We start from the raw sequence: 18,817 nt of genomic DNA, 5'->3' as shown, positions 1-18,817 counted from the left end.
GTCGGCTCCTGCCTGGTCGTCGTACGCGGGACGGGGTTCCCGTGAGGACCGAGCCTACGCTCCCCGCCCCCGTGTCCGGGGGAGGACCGACGCGAGCCCGGCGACGACCACCCCGCAGGCCAGGACGAGCGTCCACACGCCGGGGACGACGTCGGCGGTGGCGACCCCGCCCCCGTCCCCGGCGCGGGCCAGCACCGCCCCCGCCGCCGCGATGCCGAGCGCCGCCCCGAGCTGGCGCGCGGCCGCCGTGATGCCTCCGGCCACCCCGGCCCGCTCCGGCGGGAGGCTGCTCACCGAGGTCGTCGTGATGGGGGCGTTGGCCAGTCCGAAGCCGATGCCGAGCACGAAGAGCCCGACCGCCAGGCGACCGGGCGCGAGGTCGTCCGGTCCGCTCCGCAGGAGCGCCCCGGCCACGACGAGCACGCCTCCCGCGGCGAGGAGGGGGCCGCGGGCCCCGAACCGGCCGACGAGCGCGCCCGAGACGGGAGCGAGCAGCGTGGCGGCCACGGCCAGCGGCAGGACCACCGCCCCCACGGCGGTCGGCGCCAGCCCCCGGCCGTCCTGCAGGTGCAGGCTGGTCGCCAGCAGGGCGGCGTTGAACGCGACGAACACCGCGACGGCGGCCGCCACCGCCCCGGCGAACGCCGGGACGCGGAAGAGGCGCGGGTCGACCAGCGGTTCCGTACGGCGCAGCTCCACCCCGACGAGCAGCAGCACCACCACGAGCAGCGCGCCGGCGCCCAGCAGGACCGCAGGGGACGTCCATCCCCGGTGGGGGGCCTCGATGAGCAGGCCCACCGCACCTCCGACCGCCGCGGTGAGCAGCACCTGCCCCGGGAGGTCCAGCCGCCGGGGTCGGTCGGCCCGCGACTCCGGCACGAAGCGGGCGGTCAGGCCGAGCGCGAGGACGGCGACGGGGACGTCGACGCCGAACACCCACCGCCAGCCGGCCACCTCGACGATCGCGCCGCCGAGGAGCGGCCCGACCGCCATGCTCGCTCCGAAGACGCCGGCCCACACGCCGATGGCCCGCGCACGCTCCCGGTGGTCCGGGAACACGCCGACCACGATGGCGAGACCGACGGGGCTGAGCATCGAGGCCCCGACGCCCTGGACCGCACGGGCGGCGACCAGCAGCTCCGGGGTGGGCGCGAGCGCGCACAGCGCGGACGCCCCCGCGAACACGACCAGACCGACGCGGAGCAGACGGCGTCGGCCGAACCGGTCGGCCAGCGCGCCGGAGGAGATGAGCAGGCTCGCCAGCACGAGCGTGTAGGCGTCGACGACCCACGGGAGGGCCGTGGGGGCGATGCCGAGATCGGCCCCCACCGTCGGCAGGGCGACGTTGACGATGGTCGTGTCGAGCCCGACGAGGAAGAGCGCGAGACAGCACGTGGCGAGCACCGCCCAGCGACGGGGGTGGGGCTGGACGGGGGCGAGCGGGTCGGTCACGGGGGTCGGGCCTTTCCGGTGGTGCGGGACGGAGATAGACGACGAGGGTGGGCCGACCGGTGCCGCGAGCCCCAGCGAACGTGCGGGAACTGCAAAGATGAGACGTGCCCACCACCGACGACGACGCCGCGCTGCTCGCCGCCGTCGGCCCCCGGTTGCGGGCCCTGCGGCACGCCCGCTCGTGGACGCTCGAGCAGGTCGCCGACACCACCGGCATCTCGGTCAGCACGCTGTCGCGCCTGGAGACCGGGCGGCGCAGCCCGTCCCTCGACCTCCTGCTCCCGCTCGCGCGGGCCTTCCGCGTCGCCCTCGACGACCTCGTCGCTGCCCCGGCGACGGGCGATCCACGCGTTCACCTGCGCCCGTTCCGCCACCGCACGGGCTCGGTCCTCGTGCCGCTGACCGACTACCCGGGCCGCCTCCACGTCTTCAAGCAGGTGCTGCACCCCCGGCCGCAGCGCCTCACGACGCACGACGGGCGGGCCTGGTTCTGCGTGCTGGCCGGCACGGTGCGGCTGGTGGTGGAGGACGACGAGAGCCGGCTGCAGCCCGGCGACGTGGCCGCGTTCGACGCGACCCGGCCGCACTGGTTCGGGCCGGCCGGGGACGACCCCGTGGAGCTGCTCCACCTCTTCGGTCCGCACGGCGACCGGCCGCGGCTGCCGGAGTCCGACTGAGGCGGACCGAGGGGTACGCTCCCGCGGTGCCGCACTGGGACCTCGAACCGTCGACCCTCCTGGTCGTGCTCGACCTCGTCGGCATCTTCGTCTTCGCGATCTCCGGGGCCCTCGTCGCGGTGCGCAAGGAGCTGGACCTCTTCGCCGTCCTCGTGCTCGCGGGCACGACCGGCCTCGGTGGTGGCTTCCTCCGCGACGTGCTCATCGGCGCGACACCGCCGGCGGCCCTCGCGGACTGGCGCTACCTGCTCGCGCCCATCGGGGCCGGGTTGCTGACGTTCTTCTTCCACCCCACCCTCGGGCGGCTGGAGCGTCGGGTCACGGTGTTCGACGCGTTCGGCCTCGCGGTCTTCTGCGTGGCGGGGGCGGTGAAGGCGCTCGAGTACGGCCTCGGCCCGCTCCCGGCCGCCCTCCTCGGCATGGTCACGGGCATCGGCGGCGGGATGCTGCGCGACGTGCTCGCCGGCCGGGTGCCGGTGGTGTTCCGGGGCGAGCTCTACGCGACGCCGGCCCTCGCGGGTGGCGGGGTGGCGGTGGTCGGCATCGAGCTGGGCGCGCCGCTGCTCCCGGTCGCGGTCGCCGGCGCGGCCGTGTGCCTCGTGTGGCGCCTGCTCGCGCTGTGGCGTGGTTGGCAGGCACCCATGCCCACCGGCCCGGCCAGCGTCTGAGGCCTCGAGCGGCGCGATCGTGGGGCCGTGCGGGGCGCGCGGGACTGTGCGGTTGGTGCTGCCTCGAGGGCGTGGGGCGGGTCCCGTCCGCACATTTCGCGGCGGCCGAGGGGATTGGCGACGGTCCGGTCGGGGCGGGCGGTGCCGCCGGGTTGGGCTGACCTGCGGCGTACCGACGCCCTGTGCGGGCTCGTCGCGGGACTGTGCGGTTGGTGCTGCCTCGAGGGCGTGGGACGGGTCCCGTCCGCACATTTCGCGGTGCCCGGGCTGGGGTCAGTGGTGTCCGGGCTCGGCTGCTTGCCGAAGCGTGCCGGGCCGTGCGGAGCGCGCGGGACTGTGCGGTTGGTGCTGCCTCGAGGGCGTGGGGCGGGTCCCGTCCGCACATTTCGCGGTGCCCGGGCTGGGGTCAGTGGTGTCCGGGCTGGGCTGCTTGCCGAAGCGGGCCGGGCCGGGCCGTGCGGGGCGCGCGGGACTGTGCGGTTGGTGCTTCCTCGACCGCGTGGGACCGGTCGCATCCGCACATTTCGCGATGGCCGGGCTGGGGTCAGTGGTGTCCGGGCTGGGCTGCTTGATGAAGCGAGCCGGGCCGTGCGGAGCGCGCGACTGTGCAGTTGGTGCTGCCGCAAGTGCGTGGGACCGGCCTCATCCGCACATTTCGCGGTGCCCCGCGAGCCCGCCGAGCCCCGGCTCAGCGCCCTCCCACGCCGCGCCCCTCAGCTCCCGAGCACGCGCCGCAGGTAGTCGTTGGCGAACACCCGCTCGGGGTCGAGCCGGTCGCGCAGGGCGAGGAACTCCTCGAACCGGGGGTACGCCGGCGCGAGGTCGGCGGCGGTCCGCGTGTGCAGCTTGCCCCAGTGCGGTCGGCCGTCGTGGGCCCGGAGGATCGGCTCCACCCCGGCGAAGTACGCCGTGTGGTCGACCGCCGCGGGCACGTGGAACGCCAGGTAGAGCGAGTCCCGGCCATAGCCCGTCGACAGCGCCACGTCGTCGGCGCGGGCCGAGCGGATCTCGACGGGGAAGCTGAGGTTCCACCCGGAGGCGTCGATCACGCGGCGTACCTCGGTCAGCACCTGCACGCCGACCTCCCGGGGCACGGCGTACTCCATCTCGCGGAACCGCACCCGCCGCGGGGACGTGAGCACGCGGTGGGCGACGTCGGAGTAGGTGCGGGCCGAGAGCACGCGCGAGGTCAGCTGGTTCATCCGCGGGATGACGCCGGGGCGTCGGTTGCTGGCCGCCACCAGGGCACCGAACGCGCCGTTGGCCAGCAGCTCGTCGTCGACGAAGCCGCGCACCCGGCCGAGCGGGCGGGCCTCGCTGACGGGCGCGTCGAGGCGGTTGTTCCGCTTGGTGAGCAACCGGTCGGTGTGGGGGAACCAGTGCAGGTCGACGTGGTGGTTGGCGTCGACCAGCGCGTCGAGCGAGCCGATCGCCTCGTCCCACGTCATCGGTTGCTCGACGGCCTCGAGGAGGAAGAGTGGCTCGACGGCGAAGGTCAGCGCCGTGACGACGCCGAGCGCGCCGAGACCGACGCGGCCGAGCGCGAGGACGTCCGCGTTCTCCTCGGGGGTGGCCCGCAGGACCTCCCCGGTCCCCGTCACCAGCTCGATGCCGACGACCTGCGGCGCCAGTCCGGCGAACGTGCCGCCGCTGCCGTGGGTGCCCGTCGCGGTGGCTCCTGCCAGGGTCTGCTCGGCGATGTCGCCCATGTTGTGGAGGCTGAGCCCGAAGCGCTCGAGCGCGGTGTTGAGGTGCTTCAGCTGCGTGCCCGCCAGGGCGGTGACGGTGAGCGTGTCGTGGTCGACGTCGACGATGCCGGCCAGGTCGTGCGGCAGGAGCAGCTCGCCGTCGGTGACCGCCGTGTCGGTGAAGCTGTGGCCGGTGCCGACCATGCGGGTCGTCGACCGTGCGGCACGGGCCCGCTCGACGGCCGCCACGACGTCGGCGACCGCTGCCGGTGTGCTCGTGCGCCGTGGTCGGGCCGTGGCCGTGCCCGCCCAGTTGCGCCAGGTGGTGGCGGCCTGCGTGCGTCCCATGGCGGGGGAGCCTACGGGGCGCGGACCTCCGCGGGCACCGGCTCCGACCGGGTGTCGCCCGCCGGGGCGAGCCACGCCGCGGCCACCGCGATGACGCCCGAGACCACCGGCACGACGTACGCCGCGTGCGCACCCCACGTGTCGATGCAGAGGCCTGCGAGGGCGGCGCCCGGGGCGATGCCCGCCGCCATGCCGGTGTGCAGCACCGCCATCGCCTCGGTGACCCGCTCGCGAGGTGCGGCCTGCTCGATGAGGCTCATCGTGCTGATGAGGGTGGGGGAGATCGCCGCACCCGCGACCAGCAGCACGAGACCGAGGACCCACACCGAGGGGGCGACGACGAGCGGGGCCATCGCGACGGTGAGGGCCGCCGCGGACCACCGCATGCGCACGGCGGGTCCGGCCCGCCAGGCCACCGCGCCGACCACGACGCCCGCCGCGAGGCTGCCGAGCGCCCAGAGGGCCAGCAGCACGCCGGCCCACGCCTTGGCGTCCTGCTCCTCGGCGAACGCGACGGTCGCGACCTCGGCCGAGCCGAAGATGCTGCCGAGGCCGAAGCAGAGCGCGGTCAGCGCGACCATGGTGGCCACGGGGAGCGGCGGACGGGCGCCCGTGCTCGCGTCGTGCGGCGTGACCGGCGGCTGGGTGCGACGCTGCGCGGCCAGCGCCAGCGTGCCGACGAGGCCGGTGACCACGGCGGTGAGGATGCCCGCCGCGGGATGCCACAGCGTCGCGAGGAACGTGACGACGATCGGCCCGGTGATGAACACGGCCTCGTCGACGACGGCCTCGAGCGCGAAGGCCGTCTGCACCCCGGGCGCGTCGCCCCGCAGCACGTGGGCCCAGCGCGCGCGGACGCACGAGCCGACCTGCGGGAGCGCTCCGCCGGCGACCGCGGCCGCGGCGTACGTCGTCCACGTCGGTGCACCGGAGGTGACGGTCGCCACGACGGCGATCCCGGCGACGGCGAAGACGACGATGGCCGGGGCGAGGGCGCGGGCCTGTCCGAGGCGGTCCGCCAGCCGGCCGTGGACGACGGCGAGCAGGGCGTTGGCGAGCACGTAGACGGCCGAGATCGCGCCGGCAAGGCCGTAGGAGCCCGTCTGCTGGGAGACGAGCAGCACGATGCCGAGGGAGACGGTGGAGATCGGGATGCGGGCCACGAGCCCCGTCGCGGAGAACGCCAGCGCGCCGGGGGTGGCCAGGATCCGCGCGTAGGGCGAGAACGCGGAGGACAGCACCGCAGGAGACTAGGCCGCACGGGCCGTCCGGGCCGCATCCGCCGCCCATCGCGCCGTCCCTACGATGGGCGCATGCCCGCTGACGTGACCCCCGACCTGGCCCCCGATGCCGCGCCCGACGTCTCGCCCTACGACGCGCTCCTGCTCGTCGGCTTCGGCGGTCCCGAGGGCCCGGACGACGTCGTCCCGTTTCTGGAGAACGTCACCCGGGGTCGCGGCATCCCGCGGGAGCGGCTCGTCGAGGTGGGCCAGCACTACCAGCTCTTCGGGGGGCGCTCCCCGATCAACGACCAGAACCGCGCGCTGCTCGCGGCCATCCGCGAGGACCTGGCCGCGGCGGGCATCGACCTGCCGGTCTACTGGGGCAACCGCAACTGGGACCCCTACCTCGACGACGTCGTGACCGAGATGGCGCGGGACGGGGTGCGCCGCGCGGCGGCGTTCGTGACGTCGGCGTACTCGTCGTACTCGTCCTGCCGCCAGTACCGCGAGAACCTCGCCGGCGCGCGGACCGCGGCGGAGGAGGCCGGGCTGGAGGCGCCGGTGCTCGACCGCTTCCGGGTCTACTTCAACCACCCCGGCTTCGTCGGCCCCAACGTGGAGGCGGTGCTGACGGCCCTCGACGGCCTGCCCGCCGAGGTCCGCGACGCGGCCCGGTTGGTCTTCGTCACGCACTCCATCCCGACGACGATGAACGACGCAAGCGGCCCGGAGGGCGACGCGTACCGCACCCAGCACCTCGACCTCGCCGAGGTCGTCGTGGCCGAGGTCGCCGCCCGCACGGGCGTCGAGCACGCCTGGGACCTCGTCTACTGCTCGCGCTCCGGTCCGCCGCAGGTGCCGTGGCTCGAGCCCGACGTCAACGACCACCTCGAGGCCCTGCACGCCGACGGCGTCCCGGGCGTCGTCATGGCCCCCATCGGCTTCGTCTCCGACCACATGGAGGTCATCTACGACCTCGACACCGAGGCGATGGAGACGGCCCGCGAGCTGGGGCTGCCCGCGACCCGGGCCGGCACCGCCGGCGTGCACCCCGACTTCGTGGCGCTCGTGCGCGACCTCCTCCTCGAGCGTGCCGCGGTCGAGCGGGGCGGGTCGCCGGAACGTGCGGTGTGCGGTGCGCTGGGCCCGCGCTGGGACCGCTGCCAGCCGCACTGCTGCGCCAACGCCCGCGCCGAGCTGCCCGTCGTCGGCTCCGCGGCCCCGCGTCCGGGGTTCGACAAGTGAGCGCCGCACGGCTGGGGCGGGCTCCCGACGGCACGCCGTACGCGGACCTGCGCGACCTGGCCTCCGGCGTCGCGCTCCAGGCCGCCGGGCTGGTGCGCCGCGAGCGCGCGGTGGGCGTCGAGGTCACCTCGACGAAGACCAGCTCCATCGACATCGTGACCGCGACCGACCGGGCCAGCGAGGCCCTCGTGCGCGACCTGCTCGGCCGCCTGCGCCCGGACGACGGCGTCGTGGGGGAGGAGGACGACCCCCGCGCGGGCACGAGCGGGGTGCGCTGGGTCGTCGACCCCATCGACGGCACGGTGAACTTCCTCTACGGCATCCCGCAGTACGCGGTGTCCCTCGCCGTCCAGGTGCCCGACGCCGAGAGCCCGCTGGGCGACGGCTGGCGCACCGTGGCCGGCGTCGTCGTCAACGTGGCCACGGGCGAGCTCTTCGAGGCGGTCGAGGGCGGCGGTGCCCGCCGCGGCGGCGTACCGCTCGAGGTGCGCCGCGACGTCCCGCTCGCGCAGCGGCTCGTCCTCACCGGCTTCTCGTACGACGCGGAGCAGCGCCGTCGGCAGGCGGAGGCCCTGGTCGGGCTGCTGCCCCAGGTGCGCGACGTGCGTCGCATGGGGTCGGCGGCGCTCGACCTGTGCGCGGTGGCGGCGGGCCAGGCCGACGCCTATCTCGAGGAGGGCACACGGCTGTGGGACCACGCCGCGGGCGTGCTCGTGGCCCGCGAGGCCGGCGCCCGCTGGGAGCTCCTGCCGGGCGTGGGGGGTCGCGCGCTCCTCCTCTGTGCCCCGGCGCGGGGGTACGACGAGATCCGCGACGCCGTCGTCGCGGCGGGGTTCACCGCGACCGAGCCGTCGGCGGAATAGCCCGGTGCCCCGCGCTGTTCTCGCCGCCGGTGCCCCCCGATGGGACACCGGTGTTCGGCGGGCGGGAGCGATGGTGCACAATCTGCCGCGCCCGGCACGGGCCAGCAACACCGCACGCAGCGACTTTTCCGGGGATGGGGACTGATGGCAACCGACTACGACGCACCTCGCAAGAACGAAGAGGACCAGAGCGAGGAGAGCATCGAGGAGCTCAAGGCGCGTCGGCACGACAAGAACTCGGGCAAGGTCGACGAGGACGAGACGGAGGCCGCGGAGTCGTTCGAGCTCCCCGGCGCCGACCTGTCGCACGAGGAGCTCGCGGTGGAGGTGAAGCCGCGCCAGGAGGACGAGTTCACCTGCATGAGCTGCTTCCTGGTGCACCACCGCAGCCAGCTCGCCGACTCGACGCGGCTGATCTGCCGCGACTGCGTCTGAGCGCAGGAGCGACAGGGCCCGCGCGCGGGCCGCAGAGACACGACAGGCGCCGATCACCCGCGGGTGACCGGCGCCTGTGTCGTTCCTCGGGCCCCGGTGACGGGGCCGAGCCTCAGTGGGCCGGGGCGGACGCCTTGCTGGCGTCCTGGCCGTCCTTCTGCAGCTCGGGCGGCAGGTGGCCCGTCGAGCGCGCGTAGTACTCCGCCGTCTTCCGCGCCGCCAGCATGCGGGCGAGGGCCATCACGGTGCCGGACGCGACCGCCCACGCCACTGCCTCCCACAGCTCGACGTCGGGGTCGGCGGGGTTGGCGGGCGGGTTCTTCCCGGTCGAGGCCCGCCACGCGGTGGTGAGCGCGGTCTTGGCGGCCATGCCCGCCACGATCGTCGCGACCGCGGTGCCGGCGGAGAAGACCTTCGGGTTCTTGGCCTTCTTCTTCTTGGACATCGTGCGCCTCCTCGGCGGTGGTTCGTCCGGTCGTTCGCCCCACCTTAGGGTCGTGGGGGCCCCCCGCCCGCCCCCCGGGGGGGGGGGGCCCCACGACGCAGGCGGGCGGATCGAGGGTCAGTGCTGCCGTGCGGCGGCGAGGGCCGCGGCGACCTTCTCGGGGTGCCGGCAGCTGACGAGCCAGTACGGCGTGGGGTCGGCCGGGTCGGTGATGCTCACCTTCACGCTGCGCCGCAGGTACGGGCGCAGGAGCAGGAAGGCGCGGGCGTCGGCCTCGCGGCCGGCGACGAGGCGGGTCTGCTCCGCGTCGAGCGCCACGACGTCGCCGACGTGCTCGAGCCCGACCTCGGCCGGGCCGGCCACCAGCGTGCGTCGCTCGGTCACGGCGACCTGCACCCGGCCGTACGAGGTGAGGGCGAGGGCCAGGAGCACCAGCACCACGGCGGTCGCCGCGGTCGGCACCCACCAGAGGTGGGCGGGGAAGGCGACGATCGCCGCCAGCCAGAACGTCGCGACCAGCATCGTGCCCTGGGCCCACCACCGCAGGGGGACGGTGAGACGTTCGGCGTACACGCGGACGAGTTTCCCATCCGGTGCGGCGCGCGCGGGCACCGCCCCACCGTCGGGGCCGCGTAGATTGCGCCGACGTGACCACCCCGCCCGCCGCCACGCCGCCGTCGACCGTCGACGTCGAGATCCACCTGCTCGACCCGCACCTCGAGCCGCCCGCCTACGCGCACCCCGGTGACGCGGGAGCCGACCTCCGCACGACGGAGGACGTGGAGCTCGCGCCCGGCGAGCGGCGGCTCGTCCCGACGGGGGTCGCGATCGCGCTCCCCGAGGGGTACGTCGCGCTGGTCCACCCCCGCTCCGGCCTCGCCCACCGCCACGGGCTCTCCATCGTCAACACGCCGGGAACGGTCGATGCGGGCTACCGTGGCGAGGTCAAGGTGCTCCTGGTGAACCTCGACCCGGCGACCCCGGTGCGTCTGCAGCGGGGCGACCGGATCGCCCAGCTGGTGGTGCAGCGCGTCGAGCGGGCGCGGTTCGTCGCCGTCGACGACCTGGCACCGTCTGCGCGGGGCGTCGGGGGCTACGGTTCTACGGGTGGATTCGCCGGGGCCCACGGGGCCGACCGGCCGGAAGAGGAGAAGCTGACTTGAAGTTCCGTCGCAAGCGCCCTGCGGGCGGCCCGGCGAGCGCCGACCACGGAGTGGCCGGACCCACCGCGCTGACGCCGTCGTTCGGTGACCCCGAGCGCGTCGAGCAGGTGACGACCGGTCCGTTCGACGTGAAGGACGTCGACCTGGAGGACGGCGTCGAGCGGGTCGACCTCGGCTCCCTGCTCATCACCCCCGGCGAGGGTCGCGACGTGCGGCTCCAGGTGGACCAGAAGACGAACCGTGTGCAGGCCGTGCTGATCGCGGGGCCCGAGGGCGCCATCGAGCTGCGCGCCTTCGCGGCGCCCCGCAACGGCGACCTCTGGGGCGAGACGCGTCCGCGGATCGCGGCGGAGACGACCCGCCGGGGCGGCGCCGCCGAGGAGCAGGAAGGTCCGTTCGGCACCGAGCTGCGCTGCCAGACCACCGTCAAGAAGCCCGACGGCACCACGGCGGTGCAGCACTCCCGCGTCGTCGGCGTCAACGGTCCCCGCTGGCTCCTGCGGGCGACCTTCCTCGGCACGCCCGTCGTGGACGAGACCGCGGGCGCTGCGTGGGCCGAGGTGCTCCAGCAGGTCGTCGTACGCCGCGGCGACGCGGCCATGGCCGTCGGGGACGCGCTCCCCATCACGGTGCCCGAGACCGCCCGCCGGGTGCAGTGACCCGCGGATGACGAGCGGATCGGACGCCCGATGAGCACGGGCCACGGCGAGCGGCGGCGCTCGCTCTTCCGGGGGCGCGGGCGCGACGGGCAGCTGGTCGACCAGCACACCTCCGACCTCCGGCGCGACCACGCCGCCGTGGGTCGGGTGACCATCGCCGAGGCCCCGGACCGCGAGCCGGTCGAGCTGTTCGGCACCCTGCGCGCCGTGACGCTCCAGCCGCGCGGGGGAGCACCCGCGCTGCAGGCGGAGCTCAGCGACGGCACCGGCGTGCTGACGCTGATCTGGCTCGGGCGCCGCTCCATCCGCGGCATCGCGGCGGGCCGCAGCATCTCGGTGTCCGGCCGCGCCGGGGTGCAGGACGGCGTGCGCGTCATGTTCAACCCGCGCTACGAGCTGAGGCCCTGATGACGACCCCGCCGCCCGAGCCCGTCGGGGAGGCCGAGCCCTCCCGGCCGTCGGTCAGCGTCGACACGGTCGAGGCGTTGGTCCGACGGCAGCTCTCCGACGCGTTCGGCGGGGTGCGCGGGTTCGCCGAGGCGGCGGTCCCGACGCTCCTCTTCACGATCCTCTGGCTCTCCACGCGCGACCTGCAGCTCGGTCTCGTCGTGAGCGTCGCCGCGACGGTGCTGCTGCTGCTCGTGCGCCTCGTGCAGCGGTCGACGGTGCAGTACGTGATGAACGCCCTCGTGGGCATCGGGGTGGGCTGGCTCTTCGTCCACCTGTCGGCCCGCTCGGGCGGCTCGGTCGACGACCAGGCGCTGGCCTACTTCCTGCCCGGCATCCTCTACAGCGCGGGCTACACGGTCGTCGTGGGCGTCAGCTGCCTCGTCCGCTGGCCCCTCATGGGCTTCCTCATCGGCACCGTCACCGGCGACCTCACGGCGTGGCGGGACAACGACCAGGTGGTGCGCCTGTGCACCCGCCTGACGTGGCTGCTGGTGCTGCCCGGCGCGATCGGCGTGCTGCTCCAGGGGCCGGTCTGGTTCGCGGGACACACCGGCGCGATGGGCGCGGGGACGGCCGTGGCGCTCCTCGCGGGCCTCCGCCTCGGCCTGGGCTGGCCGCTGCGCATCGCCTCCTTCGCCGCCATGATCTGGCTCCTCTCCCGCGACCGCACCCCGCTGGAGGGCGACGCGGTCGCCCCGACCACCCGTCCCGCCACGTGAGCGCCGCGTGAGCGACGGGCTGTTCGACCTCCCGGGTGGGGGCGGTGCGCCGGTCGCCCGTGGGGGCGGCTCGCTCAGCGCCGCCCAGCACGCGGCGGCGCCGCTGGCCGTGCGGATGCGCCCCCGCACCCTCGACGAGCTCGCCGGTCAGGACCAGCTCCGCGCGCCCGGCTCGCCCCTGCGCCAGCTCATCGAGGGCGACAAGTCCCTCAGCCTCCTGCTGTGGGGACCGCCCGGCACCGGGAAGACGACGATCGCCTCGATCGTTTCGCAGCAGACGCAGCGCCGGTTCGTGGAGGTGTCGGCCGTCTCGGCGGGCGTGAAGGAGGTGCGGGCGGCGATCGAGGCCGCGCGTTCCGACCTCGTGCGCACGGGCACCGAGACGGTGCTCTTCGTCGACGAGGTCCACCGCTTCTCCAAGGCGCAGCAGGACGCGCTGCTCCCCGGTGTCGAGAACCGGTGGGTGACGCTCGTGGCCGCCACGACGGAGAACCCGTACTTCTCCGTGATCTCCCCGCTCCTCTCCCGCTCCCTGCTCCTGCGGCTCGAGTCGCTGACCGACGCGGACGTCGCGGGCGTGATCGACCGCGCCCTGGCGGACGAGCGCGGCCTCGGCGGTGCGCTGACGATCGACGACGACGCCCGGTCCCACCTCGTGCGGATGGCGGGGGGCGACGCCCGGCGGTCCCTGACCTACCTCGAGGCCGCGGCCGGCGCGGCGCTCGCGCGCGAGGCCACCGTCATCGACCTGTCGACGACCGAGACCGCCGTCGACCAGGCTGCCGTGCGCTACGACCGGCAGGGCGACCAGCACTACGACGTCATCAGCGCCTTCATCAAGTCGGTGCGCGGCTCCGACGCCGACGCCGCGCTGCACTACCTCGCCCGCATGGTCGAGGCGGGGGAGGACCCCCGCTTCATCGCCCGTCGCCTCGTCATCCTCGCCAGCGAGGACATCGGGCTCGCGGACCCCACGGCGCTCACGACCGCGGTCGCCGCGGCCCAGGCGGTCCAGCTGATCGGCATGCCCGAGGCCCGGCTCAACCTGGCCCAGGCCACGGTCGCCCTCGCGGTCGCCCCCAAGTCCAACGCGGTGTACGCCGCGATGAACGCCGCCCAGGCCGACGTGCGTGCCGGGAAGATCGGCACGGTGCCGCCCCACCTGCGCGACGCGCACTACGCCGGGGCGGCGAAGATCGGCCACGGCGAGACCTACGTCTACGCGCACGACGCGCCGTACGGCATCGCCACGCAGGTCTACGCGCCCGAGGTCGTCGCCGACCGCACCTACTACGTCCCGACCGCCAACGGCGCCGAGGCCGGCACGGGGGAGCGGTGGGCCCGCATCCGGCGGATCGTGCGCGGCGAGCCGCGATAGGGTCGGGGCCCATGAGCGACGAACTGACGACGCCCGTCGTGCAGCTGGGCGTCGCGCTCGCAGCGCTCGTCGGCGTCGCGCTCGTCCTCGGCCTGCTGGCCCTGCGGCGGCAGCGGCAGACGGCCGCCGCGCTCGCGGAGGCCCACGCGGAGGCCGCCGAGCTGCGCTCGGAGATCGATGCGGTCCGCCGCACCCTCACCACGGCCACGCCCGGGGTCGCCCGGGGTGACGGCGGCGCGCACGAGCACGCCGGCGGAGACCGTCCTCGCGACGCCGCTCGCGAGGCCCGGGCGCGCCACGCCCCGGCGCCGCCGAGCTACGTCATCACGCGCCTCGGCGGCGAGCTCTCCGAGCCCGCGGGGGCGGACGGCGACGCCGCGGCGGGGGGTGCGCCGCGCCGTACGGTCGAGGTCGCGGGCCGCGTCGACGGCAAGCTCTTCGCCGACCTCCTGCTCCGCGAGACCCTGGTGCGGGTCGGGGCGGTCGCCCACGGCGCCCGCCGTGCGCTGGCGCCGGAGACGCGCAACCGCATCCGCTTCGAGATGCGGCGCGAGGTGAAGCGCTCCCGCAAGGAGCGCCGCGCCGAGGTGCGCCAGGCCCGCCGGGAGCTGCACGCGCGCCAGCGCCGCGAGGCCCAGGGCCTCGGGGAGGGCGCCGCGTGAACCGGGCGGTGTGGTTCGCTGCCGGCACGGGGGTCGGCGTGTACGCCGTGGTCCGCGCGCGTCGGCTCGCCGAGGCCCTCACGCCGGACGGCGCCCGCGACCGGCTGGCCGGTCTGCGGCTGGGTGCGCGCCTCATGGCGGAGGAGTTCACGACGGGTGCCGCGGAGCGCGACGCGGAGCTCCGCGAGCGTCTCGGCCTCGTGCCCCACGGCGTCCCCGAGCTGACCCCGGGTGCCGCGAGCCGTGAGGTGCCTGGCACGATCGCCGCTCCCGAGCACCCTGAGCACCTTGATCAGCATTCCCACCACCGAAGCCCCGGTGCGGACGACCGCGCCACCGAGGAAGGCACGAGCTGATGGACACCGCGGAGATCCGCCGCCGGTTCACGAACCACTTCGCCCAGAACACCACGGTGGGCGAGCACACCGTCGTCCCCTCGGCGTCGCTGCTGCTCGACGATCCCAACCTGCTGTTCGTCAACGCGGGCATGGTGCCGTTCAAGCCCTACTTCCTCGGCCAGGAGACCGCGGGCTTCCCGCGGGCGACGAGCATCCAGAAGTGCGTGCGCACCCTCGACATCGAGGAGGTGGGCAAGACGACCCGCCACGGCACCTTCTTCGAGATGTGCGGCAACTTCTCCTTCGGCGACTACTTCAAGGAGGGCGCGATCACGCTCGCCTGGGAGCTGGTCACGAAGTCCGTCGCCGACGGCGGCTTCGGCTTCGACGAGTCGCTGCTCTACCCGAGCGTCTACGAGGACGACCCGGAGGCCGTGGCGCTGTGGAAGCGCATCACCGGCCTGCCCGACGACCGCATCGTGCGCCTCGGCAAGTCCGAGAACTACTGGTCGATGGGCGTGCCCGGCCCCGGCGGCCCCTGCTCGGAGATCCTCATCGACCGCGGTCCCGCCTTCGGCGCCGACCGCGACTGGGACGCGGGCGACCGCTACCTCGAGTTCTGGAACCTCGTCTTCATGCAGGACGAGCTGTCCGCGGTGCGCAGCAAGTCGGACTTCGACATCGCGGGCTCGCTGCCGCACAAGAACATCGACACGGGCCTCGGCCTGGAGCGGGTGGCCTACCTGCTGCAGGGCAAGGACAACATGTACGAGATCGACGTCGTCTTCCCCGTCATCGAGCGCGCCCAGGAGCTCACGGGCCGCCGGTACGGCGCGGACCCGGTCGACGACGTGCGCTTCCGCGTGGTCGCGGACCACGTGCGGTCCTCGATGATGCTCATCAACGACGGCGTGACGCCGGGCAACGAGGGTCGCGGCTACGTGCTGCGCCGCCTGCTGCGCCGCGCGGTGCGCTCGATGCGCCTGCTGGGCTACGGCGACCCCGCGCTGCCCGAGCTGCTGCCGGTGAGCCGCGACAAGATGGCCGACGGCTACCCGGAGCTCCGCACCAACTGGGACCGCATCAGCCGCGTCGCCCTCGCCGAGGAGGAGGCGTTCCGCAAGACGCTCCAGGCGGGCACGCAGATCTTCGACCTCGCCGCCGGCGAGGTGAAGCAGTCGGGCGGCACGCAGCTGTCCGGCGCCAAGGCGTTCGCGCTGCACGACACCTACGGGTTCCCGATCGACCTCACGCTCGAGATGGCCTCCGAGGCCGGCATCGACGTCGACGAGCAGGGGTTCCGCGGCCTCATGGCCGAGGCCCGGGAGAAGTCGAAGGAGGACGCGCGCCGCAAGAAGGGGCAGCACGCCGACACGACGGCGTACCGCGGCATCCTCGACGCCCACGGCCCCACGGAGTGGCTGGCCTACGAGACGCTGGAGACCGAGTCGCGCCCCGTCGCGCTCCTCAGCGGGGGTGCGCCCACCGCGGTGCTCGGGGCCGGCGAGGTCGGCGAGCTCGTGCTGGACCGCACCCCGTTCTACGCCGAGTCCGGTGGCCAGGCCGCCGACGCCGGCACCATCGAGTTCGACGGCGGGCGCCTCGAGGTGCTCGACGTGCAGCGCCCGGTCAAGGGCCTCGTGGTGCACCAGGTGCGCGTCGTCGACGGCGAGCTCGCCCTCGACGCCGCCGCGTCGCGCGCGCTGCAGGCACGGGTCGACCCGGAGTGGCGCATCGGTGCCCGGCAGGCCCACTCGGGCACCCACGTCGTGCACGCGGCGCTCCGCGAGGTGCTCGGCCCGTCCGCGCTGCAGTCGGGCTCCTACAACCGTCCGGGCCACCTGCGTCTCGACTTCGGCTGGACCCAGGGACTCACCCCCGGCCAGGTGCGCGACGTCGAGCAGGTCTCCAACCAGGCGCTGCGCGCCGACCTGCCGGTCGGCTGGCAGTACATGACCCTCGAGGAGGCGCGCGCCTGGGGCGCGGTCGCGCTCTTCGGCGAGACGTACGACGAGACGAAGGTCCGTGTCGTGGAGATCGGCGGCCCCTGGTCGCGCGAGCTGTGCGGTGGCACGCACGTCGACCACTCGTCGCAGATCGGCACGATCGTCGTCACCGGCGAGGCCTCCATCGGCTCCGGCAACCGCCGCATCGAGGCCTACACGGGCGTCGAGGGCTTCGCCTACCTGGCGCGCGAGCGCGACGTGGTCGGACAGCTCACCGGGCTGCTCAAGACCAAGCCGGACGACCTGGTCGGCCGGGTGAGCGACCTCGTCGAGCGGCTCCGTGCGGCCGAGAAGGAGATCGAGCGGGCCCGTGTCGCGCAGCTCCTCGCGGCGGCCGGCGAGGTCGCCGCGGCGGCGACGCGCATCGGGCCGGCCAACGTCGTGGCCCACCGGGTCGACGGGGCCGCCGGCGGCGACGTGCGCACGCTCGCGCTCGACGTCCGCGCGCGGCTGGCGGCCACCGACCCGGGCATCGTGGTCGTGCTCGGTGTCGCGGACGGCAAGGTGTCGGTCGTCGCGGCGGTCAACGACGCCGGCCAGGCGGCCGGCCTCTCGGCGGGTGCGCTCGTGAAGGCCGTCGGCCCGCTCGTGGGCGGCAAGGGCGGCGGCAAGGCCGACGTGGCGCAGGGCGGCGGCTCCGACGTCGCCGGCGTCGACGCGGCGCTCGCCGCGGTCAGCGCCGAGGTCGCCCGCGTGGTGGGGGCCTGATCCCCCGATGACTGGAGTGCGGCTCGGCATCGACCCGGGCGACGCCCGGATCGGGGTCGCGCGCTGCGACGCCGCCGGGATCCTCGCGACGCCGGTGGAGACCGTCCGCCGGGGTCGCGGGGACCTCGACCGGATCGCGCAGCTCCGCGAGGAGCACGAGGCCGTCGAGGTCGTCGTGGGCCTGCCGCGCTCCCTCTCCGGCAATGAGGGGCCGGCGGCGGCGAAGGTGCGCACCTTCGCCCGCAAGCTGGCCCGCCGGCTCGGCGACGTGCCCGTGCGGCTCGTCGACGAGCGGCTCACCACCGTGTCGGCGGAGTCGATGCTCCGCGCGAGCGGTCGCACGGCGAAGAACCAGCGGTCGGTCGTCGATCAGGCGGCCGCCGTGCTCATCCTGCAGAACGTCCTGGACACCGAGCGCCGTACGGGGGCTGCGCCTGGCCAACTCCTCGAGGAGACCGATGTCTGACCTCCACCCGTCGTCCGGCCCCGCGGGCCACGACGACGACGCCTCGCTCCTGCCGGGGGATCTGGATCCCTATGCCACCGGTGAGCAGCCCGCCGTCGGCGGGCGTCGCGCGGCGGGCGGTTCGCGCCGTGCCCCGAAGAAGAAGCGCGGCAAGGGCCTCGGCTGCCTGCTGGTCGCCCTCGTGCTGATCGCGGGCGTCGTCGGGGGTCTCTACGTCGGGGTCAGCTGGGTGGCCGACCGCATCAACGGCAGCGGTGAGCCCGACGACTTCGAGGGCGTCGCGTCCGTCGAGGAGTGCGCCACCGGCGGCGACGTGCAGATCACCGTGCCGGCGGGCTACAGCGCCGGCCAGATCGGCAGCCTCCTCGCCGAGAAGGGGGTCGTGGCCTCCTCGGGTGCCTTCACCGCCGCCGTCGCCAACGACAGCGTCCGCGACGGCACGCGCACGATGTGCGAGGGCATGACCGGTGCCCAGGCGGCCGAGCTCATGACCAACGCCGACTACATCGGCGGTGGCGGCATCACCATCACCGCCGGCTACACCGCGGCCCAGACCTTCGACCTCCTCTCCGGCGCCACGGGCATCGCCGTCGCCGACTTCGAGGCCGCGGCCGAGGACCCGTCGCTGCCGCTCCCCGCGGAGGCCGGGGGCGACGTGGAGGGCTACCTCTACCCCGACAGCTACGACTTCGGCTCCGACCCCACCGCGGTCGGCATCCTGACGCAGATGATCGAGCGCTGGGGCGAGGCGGCCACCGAGGCGGGTCTCGTCGACGACGCCGTGCCGGGCTTCACGCAGCACGAGCTGCTGACGCTGGCGAGCATCATCCAGAAGGAGGTGCTGCTGCCCGAGGAGCGGCCCCAGGTCGCCGAGGTGATCTACGACCGGCTGGCCGACCAGTGCGCCGGTGTGCCCGCCGGGATGCTGCAGATGGACTCGACCGTCAACTTCATCCTGGGCAGCGACACGGGCACGGCCTTCACGACGCCGGAGAACCGGCAGATCGACGACCCGTACAACACGTACCGGTACCCGGGCCTCCCGCCCGGCCCGATCGGCGCGCCGAGCGAGGCCAGCATGGAGGCGGCCGTCAACCCGAGCGACGAGGGCTACTGCTACTTCGTCGCGGCCGGCGACGGCTCCAACTCGTCGTACTTCGCTGCGGACTACTCGGACCACCTCGCCAATGTCGACCGCGCCCGGGCCAACGCGAACGGCTGAGC

20 protein-coding genes are annotated in these 18,817 nt (G+C 74.8%); 15 read left to right on the top strand and 5 right to left on the bottom strand.

The window, feature by feature from the left end; translation table 11 throughout:
- Positions 1-54 precede the first annotated feature (54 nt).
- On the bottom strand, positions 55-1,452 hold the full coding sequence (locus G3T38_RS13730; protein WP_206675883.1) for a DHA2 family efflux MFS transporter permease subunit: 1,398 nt from the start codon (positions 1,450-1,452) through the stop codon (positions 55-57).
- Between the two features lie 104 nt (positions 1,453-1,556).
- On the opposite strand from G3T38_RS13730, the gene G3T38_RS13725 reads away from it, so the two are divergent.
- Together G3T38_RS13725 and G3T38_RS13720 are read left to right on the top strand one after the other, a co-directional pair.
- Positions 1,557-2,129, top strand: a complete 573-nt coding sequence (locus G3T38_RS13725) for a helix-turn-helix domain-containing protein (protein WP_163772878.1) — start codon at positions 1,557-1,559, stop codon at positions 2,127-2,129.
- Between the two features lie 26 nt (positions 2,130-2,155).
- A complete protein-coding gene (locus G3T38_RS13720; RefSeq protein WP_338037649.1) occupies positions 2,156-2,797 on the top strand; it encodes a trimeric intracellular cation channel family protein in 642 nt (213 codons plus the stop codon).
- Positions 2,798-3,510: 713 nt separating this feature from the next.
- Here the strand turns inward: G3T38_RS13720 and G3T38_RS13715 are convergent.
- Both G3T38_RS13715 and G3T38_RS13710 read right to left on the bottom strand, forming a co-directional pair.
- On the bottom strand, positions 3,511-4,833 hold the full coding sequence (locus G3T38_RS13715; RefSeq protein WP_163772877.1) for a D-arabinono-1,4-lactone oxidase: 1,323 nt from the start codon (positions 4,831-4,833) through the stop codon (positions 3,511-3,513).
- Between the two features lie 11 nt (positions 4,834-4,844).
- Positions 4,845-6,074 (bottom strand): MFS transporter, encoded by a 1,230-nt coding sequence (locus G3T38_RS13710; RefSeq protein WP_163772876.1) that lies wholly within the window; start codon positions 6,072-6,074, stop codon positions 4,845-4,847.
- Positions 6,075-6,146: 72 nt separating this feature from the next.
- Between G3T38_RS13710 and G3T38_RS13705 the strand changes: the two genes are divergently transcribed.
- From G3T38_RS13705 to G3T38_RS13695, 3 genes are all read left to right on the top strand, one after another.
- The gene (locus tag G3T38_RS13705) at positions 6,147-7,301 is read left to right on the top strand and encodes a ferrochelatase (RefSeq protein ID WP_163772875.1); all 1,155 of its coding nucleotides are present in this window, start codon (positions 6,147-6,149) and stop codon (positions 7,299-7,301) included.
- Entirely contained in the window at positions 7,298-8,164 is an 867-nt protein-coding gene (locus G3T38_RS13700; protein WP_338037648.1) for an inositol monophosphatase family protein, read from the top strand. The genes G3T38_RS13705 and G3T38_RS13700 overlap by 4 nt, the downstream gene beginning before the upstream one ends.
- Before the next feature lie 144 nt (positions 8,165-8,308).
- Complete coding sequence (locus tag G3T38_RS13695) at positions 8,309-8,599, top strand: DUF4193 domain-containing protein (protein WP_163772874.1); 291 nt, start codon at positions 8,309-8,311, stop codon at positions 8,597-8,599.
- Between the two features lie 112 nt (positions 8,600-8,711).
- Here G3T38_RS13695 and G3T38_RS13690 read toward each other — a convergent pair whose 3' ends face one another.
- Together G3T38_RS13690 and G3T38_RS13685 are read right to left on the bottom strand one after the other, a co-directional pair.
- Positions 8,712-9,044: a DUF4235 domain-containing protein gene (locus G3T38_RS13690; RefSeq protein ID WP_163772873.1), complete on the bottom strand. Its 333-nt coding sequence runs from the start codon at positions 9,042-9,044 to the stop codon at positions 8,712-8,714.
- A 117-nt stretch (positions 9,045-9,161) separates the two neighbouring features.
- Complete coding sequence (locus G3T38_RS13685; protein ID WP_163772872.1) at positions 9,162-9,617, bottom strand: DUF3093 family protein; 456 nt, start codon at positions 9,615-9,617, stop codon at positions 9,162-9,164.
- Between the two features lie 74 nt (positions 9,618-9,691).
- Between G3T38_RS13685 and dut the strand changes: the two genes are divergently transcribed.
- Genes dut through mltG form a run of 10 tightly spaced genes read left to right on the top strand, consistent with a single transcriptional unit; the run spans position 9,692 to position 18,815 of the window.
- Positions 9,692-10,207, top strand: coding sequence for a dUTP diphosphatase (gene dut, locus G3T38_RS13680; RefSeq protein ID WP_163772871.1), 516 nt, complete (start codon positions 9,692-9,694; stop codon positions 10,205-10,207).
- Complete coding sequence (locus G3T38_RS13675) at positions 10,204-10,866, top strand: DUF3710 domain-containing protein (RefSeq protein WP_163772870.1); 663 nt, start codon at positions 10,204-10,206, stop codon at positions 10,864-10,866. The genes dut and G3T38_RS13675 overlap by 4 nt, the downstream gene beginning before the upstream one ends.
- Before the next feature lie 30 nt (positions 10,867-10,896).
- Positions 10,897-11,274: an OB-fold nucleic acid binding domain-containing protein gene (locus G3T38_RS13670; RefSeq protein WP_241728866.1), complete on the top strand. Its 378-nt coding sequence runs from the start codon at positions 10,897-10,899 to the stop codon at positions 11,272-11,274.
- The gene (locus G3T38_RS13665; RefSeq protein ID WP_163772869.1) at positions 11,274-12,035 is read left to right on the top strand and encodes a DUF3159 domain-containing protein; all 762 of its coding nucleotides are present in this window, start codon (positions 11,274-11,276) and stop codon (positions 12,033-12,035) included. The genes G3T38_RS13670 and G3T38_RS13665 overlap by 1 nt, the downstream gene beginning before the upstream one ends.
- Before the next feature lie 7 nt (positions 12,036-12,042).
- Entirely contained in the window at positions 12,043-13,413 is a 1,371-nt protein-coding gene (locus tag G3T38_RS13660; RefSeq protein WP_338037647.1) for a replication-associated recombination protein A, read from the top strand.
- An 11-nt stretch (positions 13,414-13,424) separates the two neighbouring features.
- Positions 13,425-14,075, top strand: a complete 651-nt coding sequence (locus tag G3T38_RS13655; protein WP_163772868.1) for a hypothetical protein — start codon at positions 13,425-13,427, stop codon at positions 14,073-14,075.
- Positions 14,072-14,431 (top strand): DUF6167 family protein, encoded by a 360-nt coding sequence (locus G3T38_RS13650; protein WP_163772867.1) that lies wholly within the window; start codon positions 14,072-14,074, stop codon positions 14,429-14,431. Before G3T38_RS13655 ends, G3T38_RS13650 begins: the two co-directional genes overlap by 4 nt.
- Positions 14,431-17,127, top strand: coding sequence for an alanine--tRNA ligase (gene alaS / locus G3T38_RS13645; RefSeq protein WP_163772866.1), 2,697 nt, complete (start codon positions 14,431-14,433; stop codon positions 17,125-17,127). Before G3T38_RS13650 ends, alaS begins: the two co-directional genes overlap by 1 nt.
- A gap of 7 nt (positions 17,128-17,134) precedes the next feature.
- Positions 17,135-17,593 (top strand): Holliday junction resolvase RuvX, encoded by a 459-nt coding sequence (gene ruvX / locus G3T38_RS13640; protein ID WP_163772865.1) that lies wholly within the window; start codon positions 17,135-17,137, stop codon positions 17,591-17,593.
- The gene (gene mltG, locus G3T38_RS13635) at positions 17,586-18,815 is read left to right on the top strand and encodes an endolytic transglycosylase MltG (RefSeq protein WP_163772864.1); all 1,230 of its coding nucleotides are present in this window, start codon (positions 17,586-17,588) and stop codon (positions 18,813-18,815) included. Before ruvX ends, mltG begins: the two co-directional genes overlap by 8 nt.
- The last annotated feature ends 2 nt before the right edge of the window (positions 18,816-18,817 follow it).

The organism is Nocardioides zeae (assembly GCF_010686755.1).
Taxonomy (GTDB): domain Bacteria; phylum Actinomycetota; class Actinomycetes; order Propionibacteriales; family Nocardioidaceae; genus Nocardioides; species Nocardioides zeae.
This window is presented reverse-complemented; position numbering and strand designations above follow the sequence as displayed.

Excerpts from the sequence above, each read along its gene's own strand:
- G3T38_RS13655 (WP_163772868.1), top strand. The coding sequence starts at position 13,425 with ATGAGCGACGAACTGACGACGCCCGTCGTGCAGCTGGGCGTCGCGCTC.
- G3T38_RS13715 (WP_163772877.1), bottom strand. The coding sequence starts at position 4,833 with ATGGGACGCACGCAGGCCGCCACCACCTGGCGCAACTGGGCGGGCACG.
- ruvX (WP_163772865.1), top strand. The coding sequence starts at position 17,135 with ATGACTGGAGTGCGGCTCGGCATCGACCCGGGCGACGCCCGGATCGGG.
- G3T38_RS13665 (WP_163772869.1), top strand. The coding sequence starts at position 11,274 with ATGACGACCCCGCCGCCCGAGCCCGTCGGGGAGGCCGAGCCCTCCCGG.
- G3T38_RS13695 (WP_163772874.1), top strand. The coding sequence starts at position 8,309 with ATGGCAACCGACTACGACGCACCTCGCAAGAACGAAGAGGACCAGAGC.
- alaS (WP_163772866.1), top strand. The coding sequence starts at position 14,431 with ATGGACACCGCGGAGATCCGCCGCCGGTTCACGAACCACTTCGCCCAG.
- mltG (WP_163772864.1), top strand. The coding sequence starts at position 17,586 with ATGTCTGACCTCCACCCGTCGTCCGGCCCCGCGGGCCACGACGACGAC.
- G3T38_RS13705 (WP_163772875.1), top strand. The coding sequence starts at position 6,147 with ATGCCCGCTGACGTGACCCCCGACCTGGCCCCCGATGCCGCGCCCGAC.
- G3T38_RS13690 (WP_163772873.1), bottom strand. The coding sequence starts at position 9,044 with ATGTCCAAGAAGAAGAAGGCCAAGAACCCGAAGGTCTTCTCCGCCGGC.
- G3T38_RS13670 (WP_241728866.1), top strand. The coding sequence starts at position 10,897 with ATGAGCACGGGCCACGGCGAGCGGCGGCGCTCGCTCTTCCGGGGGCGC.